General features: G+C 55.6%; 12 protein-coding genes. 7 read left to right on the forward strand and 5 right to left on the reverse strand.

From position 1 onward, the window contains the following. The first annotated feature begins 40 nt into the window (after positions 1 to 40). The 6 genes from M9H61_RS00995 (at position 41) to M9H61_RS01020 (ending at position 6,320) form a co-directional block, all read left to right on the forward strand. Positions 41 to 1,573 carry an acyl-CoA carboxylase subunit beta gene (locus M9H61_RS00995; protein ID WP_068518238.1) on the forward strand — a complete coding sequence of 511 codons (1,533 nt, stop codon included), beginning with the start codon at positions 41 to 43 and terminating at the stop codon, positions 1,571 to 1,573. 30 nt (positions 1,574 to 1,603) lie between these two features. Beyond that, on the forward strand, positions 1,604 to 3,604 hold the full coding sequence (gene accC / locus M9H61_RS01000) for an acetyl-CoA carboxylase biotin carboxylase subunit (RefSeq protein WP_250282850.1): 2,001 nt from the start codon (positions 1,604 to 1,606) through the stop codon (positions 3,602 to 3,604). Positions 3,605 to 3,839: 235 nt separating this feature from the next. Then, positions 3,840 to 4,574: an HAD family hydrolase gene (locus M9H61_RS01005; protein ID WP_068518236.1), complete on the forward strand. Its 735-nt coding sequence runs from the start codon at positions 3,840 to 3,842 to the stop codon at positions 4,572 to 4,574. Next, positions 4,567 to 4,950, forward strand: coding sequence for a DUF1244 domain-containing protein (locus M9H61_RS01010; protein WP_197460795.1), 384 nt, complete (start codon positions 4,567 to 4,569; stop codon positions 4,948 to 4,950). Before M9H61_RS01005 ends, M9H61_RS01010 begins: the two co-directional genes overlap by 8 nt. A gap of 27 nt (positions 4,951 to 4,977) precedes the next feature. Continuing rightward, positions 4,978 to 5,292 carry an acylphosphatase gene (locus tag M9H61_RS01015; RefSeq protein WP_068518235.1) on the forward strand — a complete coding sequence of 105 codons (315 nt, stop codon included), beginning with the start codon at positions 4,978 to 4,980 and terminating at the stop codon, positions 5,290 to 5,292. A gap of 173 nt (positions 5,293 to 5,465) precedes the next feature. Beyond that, positions 5,466 to 6,320: a 5'-nucleotidase, lipoprotein e(P4) family gene (locus M9H61_RS01020; protein WP_068518234.1), complete on the forward strand. Its 855-nt coding sequence runs from the start codon at positions 5,466 to 5,468 to the stop codon at positions 6,318 to 6,320. 97 nt (positions 6,321 to 6,417) lie between these two features. On the opposite strand, the gene M9H61_RS01025 is transcribed toward M9H61_RS01020, so the two are convergent. From M9H61_RS01025 to amrB, 5 genes are all read right to left on the reverse strand, one after another. Continuing rightward, positions 6,418 to 7,830 (reverse strand): FAD-binding oxidoreductase, encoded by a 1,413-nt coding sequence (locus tag M9H61_RS01025; protein ID WP_250282852.1) that lies wholly within the window; start codon positions 7,828 to 7,830, stop codon positions 6,418 to 6,420. A 20-nt stretch (positions 7,831 to 7,850) separates the two neighbouring features. Beyond that, a complete protein-coding gene (locus tag M9H61_RS01030) occupies positions 7,851 to 8,846 on the reverse strand; it encodes an L-threonylcarbamoyladenylate synthase (protein ID WP_250282854.1) in 996 nt (331 codons plus the stop codon). A 438-nt stretch (positions 8,847 to 9,284) separates the two neighbouring features. Continuing rightward, positions 9,285 to 10,100 carry a 3'(2'),5'-bisphosphate nucleotidase CysQ gene (gene cysQ, locus M9H61_RS01035; RefSeq protein ID WP_250282856.1) on the reverse strand — a complete coding sequence of 272 codons (816 nt, stop codon included), beginning with the start codon at positions 10,098 to 10,100 and terminating at the stop codon, positions 9,285 to 9,287. 97 nt (positions 10,101 to 10,197) lie between these two features. After that, positions 10,198 to 10,575 (reverse strand): DUF2750 domain-containing protein, encoded by a 378-nt coding sequence (locus M9H61_RS01040; RefSeq protein WP_250282858.1) that lies wholly within the window; start codon positions 10,573 to 10,575, stop codon positions 10,198 to 10,200. A gap of 1 nt (position 10,576) precedes the next feature. Next, positions 10,577 to 12,046: an AmmeMemoRadiSam system protein B gene (gene amrB / locus M9H61_RS01045; protein ID WP_250282860.1), complete on the reverse strand. Its 1,470-nt coding sequence runs from the start codon at positions 12,044 to 12,046 to the stop codon at positions 10,577 to 10,579. Positions 12,047 to 12,106: 60 nt separating this feature from the next. Here amrB and M9H61_RS01050 point away from each other — a divergent pair, with 60 nt between their 5' ends. Continuing rightward, complete coding sequence (locus M9H61_RS01050) at positions 12,107 to 12,673, forward strand: hypothetical protein (RefSeq protein ID WP_250282863.1); 567 nt, start codon at positions 12,107 to 12,109, stop codon at positions 12,671 to 12,673. Positions 12,674 to 12,685: the final 12 nt, after the last annotated feature.

A 12,685-nucleotide genomic window follows, 5' to 3' on the forward strand; every position in this document is an offset into this window, starting at 1 on the left:
GAAATGTGCAAAACGCCTGATCACAGCAAGGAAAACACAAATGCAAGATATCGTCGCCAAGCTCGAAGCGAAACGCGCCGAAGCCGCCATGGGCGGTGGCCAGCGCCGCATTGATAATCAGCACGCCAAAGGCAAGCTCACCGCGCGTGAACGTCTTGATGTGCTGCTTGACGAAGGTTCCTTCGAAGAATGGGATATGTTTGTCGAACATGATTGTGTGGATTTCGGCATGACCGAAAACCGCATCCCGGGCGATGGTGTTGTGACCGGGCATGGCACGATCAATGGTCGTCTTGTCTTTGTGTTTTCACAGGATTTCACCGTTTTTGGCGGGGCGCTTTCGGGCGCGCATGCACGCAAGATCGGCAAGATCATGGATCAGGCAATGAAGGTCGGCGCGCCGGTCATCGGCCTGAATGATTCGGGCGGTGCCCGTATTCAGGAAGGGGTCGAAAGTCTTGCCGGCTATGCCGATGTGTTTCAGCGCAATGTCGAGGCATCGGGCGTCATCCCGCAGATTTCCCTGATCATGGGGCCATGTGCTGGTGGGGCGGTTTACAGCCCGGCCATGACCGACTTTATCTTCATGGTCAAGGACAGCTCCTATATGTTCGTGACCGGGCCTGATGTGGTCAAAACCGTGACCCACGAAGAAGTCACCCATGAACAGCTGGGCGGGGCATCGACCCATACCCAGATTTCCGGTGTTGCCGATCTGGCCTTTGACAACGATGTGGACCTGCTGTTGCAGACCCGTCGTTTCATGGATTTCCTGCCGCTTTGTAACAAGGAAGACCCGCCCGCCCATCTGTGCGAGGACCCGATCACGCGTGATGATTTCTCGCTTGATACGCTTGTGCCTGAAAACCCCAACATGCCCTATGACATGAAGGAGCTGATTACAAAGATCGTCGATGAAGGCGACTTCTTTGAAATTCAGCCCGACTACGCCAAAAACATCATCATCGGCATGGCACGCATGGATGGCCGCACCGTTGGCGTGGTCGCCAACCAGCCGATGGTTCTGGCCGGGTGCCTTGATATCGACAGTTCGAAAAAGGCCGCGCGCTTTGTGCGGTTCTGCGATGCCTATAACATTCCGATTGTCACCCTTGTTGATGTTCCGGGCTTCATGCCGGGTACTGCACAGGAATATGGCGGGATCATCAAGCATGGCGCCAAACTTCTTTATGCCTATGCCGAGGCAACGGTGCCCAAGGTCACCGTGATCACGCGCAAGGCCTATGGCGGGGCTTATGACGTTATGGCGTCCAAGCATCTGCGCGGTGATGTCAACTATGCCTGGCCGACCGCCGAAATCGCGGTGATGGGGCCAAAGGGTGCTGTGGAAATCATTTTCCGGTCCGACATGAACGACCCGGCCAAGATCGAAGCCCGCACCGAAGAATATCGCGAAAAATTTGCCAACCCGTTTGTCGCTGGTCGCAAGGGGTTCATTGACGATGTCATCATGCCGCACGGGACCCGTCGCCGTGTGTGCAAGGCGCTTGGCATGTTGCGCAACAAGGACATCAAGAACCCGGAAAAGAAACACGGCAACATTCCGTTGTAAGCCGCCAAGACAAATTGGGAGACAGAAAGAATGTTTAGCAAAATCCTGATTGCCAACCGCGGTGAAATTGCCTGCCGTGTGATCAAATCAGCCCGCAAAATGGGCATCAAAACCGTTGCGGTTTATTCCGATGCGGATAAAGCCGCCCTGCATGTGCAGATGGCCGACGAGGCCGTGCATATCGGACCGGCACCGAGCAACCAGTCCTATCTGATCATTGATAAGATCATTGAGGCTTGCAAATCCACCGGGGCAGAGGCCGTTCATCCGGGCTATGGCTTCCTTTCGGAAAACCAGGCCTTTGCCAAGGCCCTTGATGCCGCCAACATCGCCTTTATCGGCCCGCCGAACGGCGCGATTGCCGCCATGGGCGACAAGATTACCTCCAAGAAAATTGCCGCGGACGCCGGGGTCTCGACGGTTCCGGGCTATATGGGTGTCATCAAGGACACTGATGAAGCGATCAAGATCGCCAATGAAATCGGCTATCCGGTGATGCTCAAGGCATCGGCTGGCGGTGGCGGCAAGGGCATGCGCATTGCGCGCAATGACGCCGAATGCCGCGAAGGGTTCGAACGTGCAACCTCCGAAGCCGCAAGCTCTTTTGGCGATGACCGCGTTTTCGTTGAAAAATTCGTCGAAGAACCGCGCCATATTGAAATTCAGGTGCTGGCCGACAAGCACGGCAATGCGATCTATCTTGGCGAACGTGAATGTTCCATTCAGCGCCGCCATCAGAAGGTCGTCGAAGAAGCCCCGTCACCCTTTATCGATCCGGCAACCCGCAAGGCCATGGGCGAACAGGCCGTGGCCCTGGCGCGCGCAGTGGATTATTGCTCGGCCGGGACGGTGGAATTCATTGTCGATAAGGACAAGAATTTCTACTTCCTTGAAATGAACACCCGTCTTCAGGTCGAACATCCGGTGACCGAACTTGTCACCGGTCAGGATCTTGTCGAATGGATGATCAGGATCGCCGATGGTCAGGAACTCACCCTTAAACAGGATGACGTAACCTTGACCGGCTGGGCGATGGAAACCCGCGTCTATGCCGAAGACCCGTTCCGTGAGTTCCTGCCCTCCACCGGGCGTCTGGTGAAATATCAGCCGCCTGCCGAAAGTGCGACGGTGCGTGTTGATACCGGCGTCTATGAAGGCGGCGAAATTTCGATGTATTACGACCCGATGGTCGCCAAGCTGATCACCTATGGCGAAACCCGTGATCAGGCGATTGGGGAAATGCGCGCAGCCCTTGATGCCTATTACATTCGCGGCATTTCGCACAACATCCCGTTCCTGGCTGCTGTGATGGCCAACAAACGGTTCCAGGACGGCAATATCACCACCAACTTCATTGCCGAAGAATATCCGGACGGCTTTTCGGCCGATGATCTTCCCAATGAAGACCCGGCAACGCTTGTTGTTGTCGCGGCATACCTTAATCAGCGTTATGCCGAACGCAATTCCGGCATCACCGGACAGGTCAGCGACCACCCGATCAAGGTCGCCGAAAGTTGGGTCGCGGTAAGTGGCGATGAACATACCCCGTTTGATATCGAGTTTGATGGTGTTAACGGCGATTACATCGTTGCCATCGGCGATCGCAGCTATGGCGTGGTGTCGGACTGGAAAATCGGTGATCCGATGTTTGTCGGTGAAATCGACGGCGCGCCGGTTTGTGTGCAGATCGATATCGAAGGTGTTGGCTTCCGCCTGTCATCAAACGGGGTGCAGCGCAGCTTCAAGGTTCTTCTGCCCCGGGTGGCAGAACTTCAGAAACTGATGCCGTTCAAAGCCCCGCCAGACATGTCGAACTTCCTGCAATCACCGATGCCGGGACTTCTGGTCAAGGTCTCCGTGACCGAAGGCCAGACCGTCCAGCCGGGCGAGGAACTTTGCATCCTTGAAGCCATGAAAATGGAAAACGTGCTGAAAGCCGAAAGCAAAGGTGTGGTCAAAAAAATCCATGCCGAACAGGGCGCAAACCTGTCGGTCGATGCCATCATCATCGAGTTCGAAAAAGACGAATAAGCCACCCGATCCCTCAAGGGTGATATCCGCACAAGGCGCTGGCGATCAAATCGCTGGCGCCTTTTCTTTTAACCTGTTCAACCGCTTGCTTTTTCAACCCCTTTCGCAAGGCGATCACGCATATTAAATACAGACAACGGGGCTTTACGCCGGGTTTGCACTGCCATATGGTCGCAAATCGAGGCTGTACTTCCCGATGAATACGGCCATCCAATAACAAGAAACGAGGCGTAGAATGTATAAACTGATTGCTTTTGATGGCGACGATACCCTGTGGCACAACGAGCCACTTTTCCGCGAAGCCCATGTGCAGCTGCGCGAAATGCTAAGCCATTATGTCCCGGCCGATCAGGTTGATGACCGGCTCTATCAGGCCGAACTGGCCAATCTTTCAATCTATGGCTATGGCGTTACCGGCTTTACCCTGTCGATGATCGAAACCGCGATCGAACTTTCCGACCGCAAGATCAGTGCCGAAGACATCCACAAGCTGGCCGAAATCGGCAAATCCATGCTGCGTGCGCCGACCCGCATCATTGATGGCGCCGAAGATGTGCTTAAACGCTATGCCCATGATCCGAAATACAAGGTGGTCCTGATCACCAAGGGGGATCTGATCGCCCAGCAGCTCAAGATCGACCGGTCCGGGTTCGAAGACCTGTTTGACGGGATCGAGATTGTCTCGGAAAAGGACCCGCTGACCTATCGCAATATCTTTGGCCGCTATGGCGTGGAGCCCGAAGACGCGATCATGATCGGCAATTCGATGAAATCCGATATCCTGCCGGTGCTTGCGTGTGGCGGGTCTGCGATCCACATTCCCTATGAAATCACCTGGGTTCATGAAATGGTCGATCAGACCGAGATTGAAAACCAGAATGTCGTGACCGCCGAAAGCATTGCTGATGTTCCGGCCATGATTGAACAACTTGAACAACATCGAACAGCGGGAAGTATGGAACATGTCTGATTGCGCCGGTTCTGAAATGTCGACGGCAGCCGTCCTGGCCAATGGCCCGGCAGCCGATCTTGATCCGCAAACCAAACTGGAACTCGAAGCCGCGGCCTTTCGCGGGCTTGTGAAGCATCTTCAGGACCGCAAGGACGTTCAGAATATCGATCTGATGAACCTTGCCGGGTTCTGCCGCAACTGCCTGTCGAAATGGTATCTTGCCGCGGCCCGTGAACGCGGTGTGGCGATGGATTATGACGGTGCGCGCGAAGTCGTCTATGGCATGACCTATGACGAATGGAAAGATAACCATCAGGCCCCGGCAACCGACGAACAGAAACAGAAATTCGTCGATACCGCCCATCTGCATGCCAAAATCCCCGGTGCAAAGTAACCAGCGTCCGGGGGAAGGAGTGCGACCATGACCGATACACGCCCCGATCCAGCCACCGGCAAAGGCAACATATCCGTTCACGCCCGGATCGAAGGCCGGGTGCAGGGGGTATGGTATCGGGCCTGGACCGTTGAAGAAGCCCGCAAGCGCGGCCTGACCGGCTGGGTGCGCAATCGCACCGATGGCACGGTCGAGGCGGTCTTTTGCGGGCCGGTGGACCGCGTGCAATCGATGATTGGGGCCTGTCACGAAGGGCCGCTTCATGCCCGTGTTGACCGCATTCACGAAGAACCCGCCCTGGAAGACGGTTTCACCGGTTTTGAAAAACGGCCAACCGCCTGACACCGCATCGCCACGCGGTCATGTGGCGCTATTGTCAAAATAACTTAATCAGCCTTTTTCGGTGCAATCGCCGAAAAAGGCTTTTTCTTTGATGCAGTGCGATGGCATTCTAGCGGCATCCTGTCTGTATGGTCAGCATCCATTTGGTCGGGAAATCAACAGGGAGAATACAAATGACCTTTATCGCGAAATCATTCGGTGTGGCTGCCATTGTTGCGACCACCGCCTTTTGCGCGGTTGGCGCGCAGGCGCAGGAACCGGCACAGAATGACGGTTTGAACGGAACGCTTTGGCTTCAGACCTCGGTCGAATACAAAACGACCGCCATGTCGGTCTATGCCGGTGCGACCCGTCTGCTGGACGCTGCTATTGGCGATCACAGCTGGACCGCTGCCCTTGAGCAGGACGGCAACTATATGGCCAAACCGCCGGCCGTGATCCTTGACGTTGATGAAACGGTTCTGGACAACTCGAAATATCAGGCATGGGTTGTAACGGAAAACACCTATTACAGCTCCAAGACCTGGGCGAAATTCGTTCATGACATGGTTTCAACCCCGACCCCGGGTGCGCTGGAATTCACCAAGGCGGCTGCTGCCAAGGGTGTTGAAGTCTTCTATGTGTCAAACCGCAAGGCACCGGAAGAAGCCCCGACCATCGAAAACCTCAAGAAATACGGTTTCCCCTATGCCGATGAAAAGCACGTGATGCTGCGCGGCGAGATCGAAACCTGGGGTTCGGCCAAGGCACCGCGCCGTCAGGCAGTTGCCGATGATTACCGTGTCATCATGATGTTTGGCGACAACTTTGGTGACTTCACCGACGATATCGATGGCACCATTGATGAACGTCTCGCCGTCATGGACAAATACGCGACCTATTGGGGTGAACGCTGGTTCATGCTGCCAAATCCGAGCTACGGTTCGTGGGAATCGGCGGCCTTTGGTGGTGACTGGGGCAAATCCGGTGGCGAACGCCGTCAGGACAAGCTCAATGCCATGGATCCGTGGGCAGGCCCGGGCGAATAAGCCCATATCAGCTTGACTAAAATGAAAGGGCGCCTCATCGGGCGCCCTTTTTGCGTGACCGGCCATGGGGCCGGTTGGATGGGGGGAAGAAGACCGCTCAGACGATCTTGCCGGGGTTCAGGCGATGATCCGGATCGATCGCATCCTTGATCGCATGCAGCAGTTTCATTTTCTCGGCACTGGCATAGCGCGCAAGCTCGTCACGTTTAAGCTGCCCGATGCCGTGTTCGGCGCTGATCGATCCGCCAAGATCGGCAACGATGTCATGAATGACGCTGTTGAGGCTTTCCCAGCGGGCCAGATAGTCGGATTTCTCCATCTGGACAGGCTGGCTGAAATTGAAATGAATATTGCCATCGCCGACATGCCCGAACGGGCAGGGGCGAATGCCCGGGATCAACGCTGATGCGGCTGCGATACCGCGATCGAGAAGATCAGGCACCTTTGACACCGGAACCGACACATCATGCTTGATCGATCCGCCTTCAAACCCCTGTGCCTCGGGGATGCCTTCGCGGATGGCCCACAGATTGGCCCGCTGCTTTTCCGACTGGGCGATGGTGGCGTCTGTCGCCAGACCGATTTCAACCGCATTGCTTAAAAGATCAACCAGAAGCGTCTGCAAATCATCATTGGGGCGCGATGACGTCAGTTCGATCAGAACATGCCAGTCGGTTTGCGTGGCAAGCGGACGTGTCAGCCCCTTAAGGTAAGTGACCGACATATCATGGGCAAAGCCGCTGATCAGCTCGAACGCGGCAATGCCGTCGCCGGTATGGCGGCGCGCCAGTGCCAAAAGATCAATCGCGCAGGCCGGTGATGGCACGGCAAGCCAGGCGGTGGCAACATGTTGGGGCTGTGCAAACAGCTTTAATGTTGCCTTGGTAATGATGCCAAGCGTGCCTTCCGCCCCGATAAACAGATCACGCAGGTCATAACCGGTATTGTCCTTGCGCAGTTTGGAAAGCCCGTTCCAGATGCTGCCATCAGGCAGGACAACCTCAAGGCCAAGACACAATTCGCGCGCATTGCCATAGCGGATGACATTCAAACCACCGGCATTGGTCGCAAGGTTGCCGCCAATCTGGCAGGTGCCCTCCGCCCCAAGCGACAGCGGGAAAAGAAGATCATGTTTGGCACAGGCGTCCTGAATGGTTTGCAGGATCGCACCGGCTTCGACCGTCGCGGTGAAATCGCGATCATCAATTTCAATGATCCGGTTCATGCGTTTGAGATTAAGCAAAACCTGTCGCGGTTCGGCAACTGCCCCGCCACAGCGCCCGGTATTGCCACCCTGCGGCACAATGGCGATATCATGTGCCGCACAGATCGCAACGGATTTTGCGACTTCTTCGGTGCTGGCCGGAAACAGGATGATTTCGGCCTTGCCTTCAAATTTGCCCCGGGCCTCGGCATTGTGGGATGCCAGAATGTCGGCGTCCGTGCTGATCCCCTTGGGACCCAGCAGGGTTTGCAATTCATCAATCACGCCGTCTGGCAGATGGGACATGGCAGCTTTCAGCTTTCCGGTCAGGGGGATGGATGGGGGGTACGCGGGGCCGCTGCGCGTTTCATCCGGTCATTGATCGCAAGTCCAAGCCCGGCTTCGGGGATTGGCGCAATCGCAATGCCGTCAAAACGCGGCTGATCGGCTTCATGCAGTTTGGCAAACAGATTGGCCGCAGCTTCGCGGTCATCCCCACTTTTCGAAAGCCACAAAACCGCATCAAAACCCTTGGTGTTGCAATCACCATATGCCAGCAGGATTTCATTGCCATATTTGGCTGGGTTGGCGGTGGAGGCATCCAGACGCACCGGCAGGCCCGGCGCATAATGGCTGGTCAGCATGCCGGGGCTTTTGGGTGCTGTATCATCGGTTTCGGCCATCACCACGTCACAGCCAAGAATTTCCGCAACCTGTTCCCTGGTAATCCCGCCGGGACGCAACATCACCACCCGGTCCGTGGTCAGATCAATGACCGTGCTTTCAAGTCCGACCCCGCATGGCCCGCCATCAAGGATCATACCAATCGCGTTCCCCAGCGAATGGGCAACATGACCGGCCGTGGTCGGGCTGATGCGTCCGGACCGGTTGGCAGACGGGGCGGCAATCGGACGGCCGACCGCGCGCAACAACTGGCGTGCCATCGGGTGGGCGGGGACGCGCACCGCAATGCTGGGCAGGCCCGCCGTTACCAGCTCGCACACATCACTGTCAGTCTGGCGCGGCAAAACAAGTGTCAGCGCGCCGGGCCAGAATGTTTCGGCCAGCTTGTCGGCACGTTCATCAAAGACGGCATGTTTGGCGGCGGCATCCCGGTCGGGGAAATGGCTGATCAGCGGATTGAAGCTTGGCCGTTGCTTGGCGGCATAGATACCGGCAACCGCATCGGCATTGGTGGCATCGGCACCCAGCCCATAGACCGTCTCGGTCGGAAAGGCCACCAGTTCGCCCGCGCGCAATTTCGCGGCAGCCTGGCTAAGGGCACCTTCGGAATAGGGTCGAATGGTCAATGCGGGTGACATGCAAGTATCCGTGAAAAGACAATCTACTCAGATACCTAGCTACGATCATGGCCAATGACAAGGAAGAACGCCCCGTTGCCGTGCGATGACAGCCAAAAAAGAACTGCATATCAAGGATGAATTTGGCCCAAAACTTGGCCCCAAACAGCGCAGAGCCGCCATGAAATGGCGGCTCCAATTTACGCTCTAGCCCAATTTCGCCCCGCGGTGGTGAAACTGGACCGCGTCGCCGTGATTCCGGCGGCTATTTACGTCACCTACACTCTGTGTGGCGATAAATTCTGTATACTGCGAAATGGCGCAAAAGTCAACAAAACTGCGGGACAGGGGTGGTTTTGAACTGTTCAAAATCAAAGCGGCCTGTCACGGGTGCAATGCACAAATGACAAGCCGCTGATCATACGAATGAATTCGCAAATATCTGTGCTGCGCAGTAAATCAGTCCTGGTATTTTACCGGCACTGACGGGCTGCGGGCGATGAAGAACGGGTTGCGAAATTCGCCTTTTCCGTAAAGGAATCGGGAACCGTCCATATTTTCAACAACCCCGCCGGCCGCCGCCAGAACCGCATGACCGGCACCGATATCCCATTCCATGGTCGGGCCCAGGCGCGGATAAAGATCGGCTTCGCCCGCCGCAACCAGACAAAGTTTAAGCGAACTGCCCGCCGGGCGCAGTTCCTTGACCGGAAGATCGCCCAAAAACGCCTTCATGGCTTCGGGATCGCCGTGCGAACGCGACCCGACGACAACCACGCCGTCCTCGGGCATGTCGCGCACGGTGATGTTGGTCGTGACCGGGGCGGCGTCACCTTCGATCAGTTTCGCGCCATCCGGGCCACCGTAATACAGCTTTTCAATCGCCGGGGCATAGACCACGCCCAGAACCGGCTGGCCCTTGGCGATCAGTGCGATATTGACCGTAAACTCGCCATTGCGCTTGATGAATTCCTTGGTGCCATCAAGCGGATCAACCAGCCAGAAAAAATCGGTCTCGCCATTCACATCGGGAACGTCGCCCTTGGCCGCAGATTCTTCGGACACGATTTTGACATCCGGTGTAAGGGCGCGCAGCCCCGGCAGGATCACGGCCTCGGCCGCTTCGTCGGCTTCGGTGACCGGGGATGCATCATCCTTGGAACGCACTTCGAAATCGGCTTTGTAGATTTCCATCATCGCCGCACCGGCTTTGCGCGCGATCTCGATCAATCCGTTTTCAAGCGCATCTGCGCTGGCAGGCAGGGCAATGGTCATTGCTGTCTCGTTCGTTGGCGTGAAAATGATGATTGATGGGGATAGGGAATTTTACGCCCAAGGTCCAGCCCGCGTTTGGCATGCCTGGCAATTTAACCTATGTCCGGCCAAACTGTTTGGCCATCGCTGTCTTGAGCGCGCCCAGCAAATCCGCACTCAGATCACCCGGCGCGACCATAACCGGCGCAAGGGCGGGTGTGGGCGAAACACCGGCCATCACCCCGTTTTCCCGCCAATCGGGTACGATATGTTCAATGGCATCAATCAGGGTGATGGGCACGGGAACATGATTTGTCTGAATGCTCGACCCCCAGCTTTGCGCATCCTCGCGACTGGAAAAGATAGGGCAGAATGTTTGCCGATCACTGGTATGAAGCAACCAGCCATGATGATACAGGCCCCAGAAGCCTTCCCATTTCGCTGCCACTTCAAGAAAGTCGTCATATCTTTGATCGCGTGCCTGACTGCTCGACATATCAGGCATCGCCCCAGAAGCCGCTTGGCGTCACGTCACGGCCTGCGATGCCGCGCGTGATAAACCGCTGGGCTTGCAGGCTGTCTGACCAGTAATCCATCGGCAATCCGGCCTTGCGTTTAAGATGGGCGACAAAGTCCCCGGGATCGGGCAACTGATCCCAAACCTGTGGCAGGAACAGGCCTCGTCGATTGCCATCCGACAGGATGATGCCGTCTTCAAACGGGGTCAGTCTGGCAATCAGATCGTCCTGGCTTCTGAACGGGAACGGGTGGGGCGGCGACAGGACCGAGATCGAAAGTTCAAGATCATCATTGATCTCGTCCTGTGTGAGCCCGGCAAAGCGCGGATCACGAAACGCTGCCTTGAACGCGTTCTCACACAGATCGGTGGCAAGATCGGTGTGCGCAATGATCGATCCGATGCAACCACGCAATTGCCCGGATTTCTTCAGCGTCACAAAACATGCCCCCGGTGCAGCAAGGGCCGGTGCGACTTCGCCCGGCGATACATGCAATGGTGCGCCGGTTTCAAGCCCGTGCAGGATCGATTTGCGGCACAGATCAAGCATGACCGGGCCATGGGCCTTGATCAGATCCTCGGTCGCCTTGGCGAAATTGTCTTCGCTGTTGTCTGGTGTGGTCATCGGCTGGCTGCTTTCTTCATAAAGTGCCCAGGCGCCATAGCCGACCACACGGGATTTATCCCCCGTGACATCACCGGAATTGCGCATGCCCAATGTTTCGATCCGCATTTTGCGCATCCGTGCCGACAGCAACATCCCCGCCACCGGAAGCGCACCACAGGCATCATCGCTTCCGATATTTTCCGCATCGAAATTCTCGATCATTTTGCGCGTATTACCATCCATGCGCCGGGCGGTGTCATAATCATGGAAATGTGACAGGTCCGATGAAATGACAATCAGGGTTTCCGGACCACCCCACAGCTTTTCAATCACTTCATTGACCTGGCGCGGGCTGCACCGGCTAACCAGAAGCGGCACAATCCCGATATCGGCATTTTCGCCAAACAGGCGCTGAATAAACGGCAATTCGATCTCAAGCCCGTGCTCAAGCTTGTGCGCATCATCAAGCATCTGAACCTGTGGCAGCGACAGGGCAGTTTGCAGGGCCAAAAGATCACACCGCATCGTGCCAAGCGGGGTGGCAAAACCATCGGCCTTGGCCAGCGCAATGCCCTGAAACGCCATGCGATGCGCCGGACCAATGATCAGAATGCGCTTTATTTGCCCCTTAAGGGCACGCACGGTGGCAAAGCCAAGGGCGGCAAGGCTTCCTGAAAACATCAAACCGGCATGGGGAACAATGATTGCCTTGGGAATGGCTTCGTTTTGCGTGACATCGGCATGCAGGGCCGCATCAATCAACCCGTCAATCTCGCTGCGCAGGATATCGGCATCCGCAGGATAAAAAGTTCCGGCAACGGCAGGGGGGCGAATAATGCTCATTCATGTTCCAATCGCATGAGTTCCTTTGAAAAAGATAGCGATCAGGACTAGATAAATAAAGTGAGCAAAACCAAAGTTAATTTGGCGTCAGGTGCCCAAAATATGTCACGCAGACATCAAGCTATTAGTTTTTCCCGTTACATTCTTCCAATGGAAGACCGAGTAGATCAACTTTTTTGGGATGAACGTTGGCCAATCATACAAACACTTTCTCACGTTGAACCTGTGTTAGATGAGAGGCGGCATTTCTTTGAAAAATCAAGAAGTAGAAACCATGCACTGTCGCTTGTCTTGATGTTAGACTTAGCTTGGCAAGTGGTGCGTAAATTGGCCGGTTTATCAGGGAAGGAATCATTGCCTCCGCCTTCTGAGCAGTTCAATTGGGTTTATGATTTGCATACAAAACTACGTCATCCAGAAGAGCTTTACCCTCAGCATGCATGGATGTTTCATGATCCTTGGCCACAGCATGAGGCAGATAGGCTAATTGAAGTGGCAAAAAATATGGAAGCAGTTTTAGTAGATATAACCGGTGATTTTGAATTGGGGACTGGTTACGTCGGCGAGATAGAAGAAAAACAAATCCGTGCCTCAATTGCAGAAATGAATAGTCTAAAACGTAAGTAGACAGATCTCAGT

This window comes from Thalassospira sp. GO-4 (assembly GCF_023588965.1).
GTDB classification, from domain to species: domain Bacteria; phylum Pseudomonadota; class Alphaproteobacteria; order Rhodospirillales; family Thalassospiraceae; genus Thalassospira; species Thalassospira povalilytica.

Bases quoted from the DNA above. Each gene is read 5' to 3' on its own strand.
- M9H61_RS00995 (WP_068518238.1), top strand. From the start codon at position 41: ATGCAAGATATCGTCGCCAAGCTCGAAGCGAAACGCGCCGAAGCCGCC.
- accC (WP_250282850.1), top strand. From the start codon at position 1,604: ATGTTTAGCAAAATCCTGATTGCCAACCGCGGTGAAATTGCCTGCCGT.
- M9H61_RS01005 (WP_068518236.1), top strand. From the start codon at position 3,840: ATGTATAAACTGATTGCTTTTGATGGCGACGATACCCTGTGGCACAAC.
- M9H61_RS01010 (WP_197460795.1), top strand. From the start codon at position 4,567: ATGTCTGATTGCGCCGGTTCTGAAATGTCGACGGCAGCCGTCCTGGCC.
- M9H61_RS01015 (WP_068518235.1), top strand. From the start codon at position 4,978: ATGACCGATACACGCCCCGATCCAGCCACCGGCAAAGGCAACATATCC.
- M9H61_RS01020 (WP_068518234.1), top strand. From the start codon at position 5,466: ATGACCTTTATCGCGAAATCATTCGGTGTGGCTGCCATTGTTGCGACC.
- M9H61_RS01025 (WP_250282852.1), bottom strand. From the start codon at position 7,830: ATGTCCCATCTGCCAGACGGCGTGATTGATGAATTGCAAACCCTGCTG.
- M9H61_RS01030 (WP_250282854.1), bottom strand. From the start codon at position 8,846: ATGTCACCCGCATTGACCATTCGACCCTATTCCGAAGGTGCCCTTAGC.
- cysQ (WP_250282856.1), bottom strand. From the start codon at position 10,100: ATGACCATTGCCCTGCCTGCCAGCGCAGATGCGCTTGAAAACGGATTG.
- M9H61_RS01040 (WP_250282858.1), bottom strand. From the start codon at position 10,575: ATGTCGAGCAGTCAGGCACGCGATCAAAGATATGACGACTTTCTTGAA.
- amrB (WP_250282860.1), bottom strand. From the start codon at position 12,046: ATGAGCATTATTCGCCCCCCTGCCGTTGCCGGAACTTTTTATCCTGCG.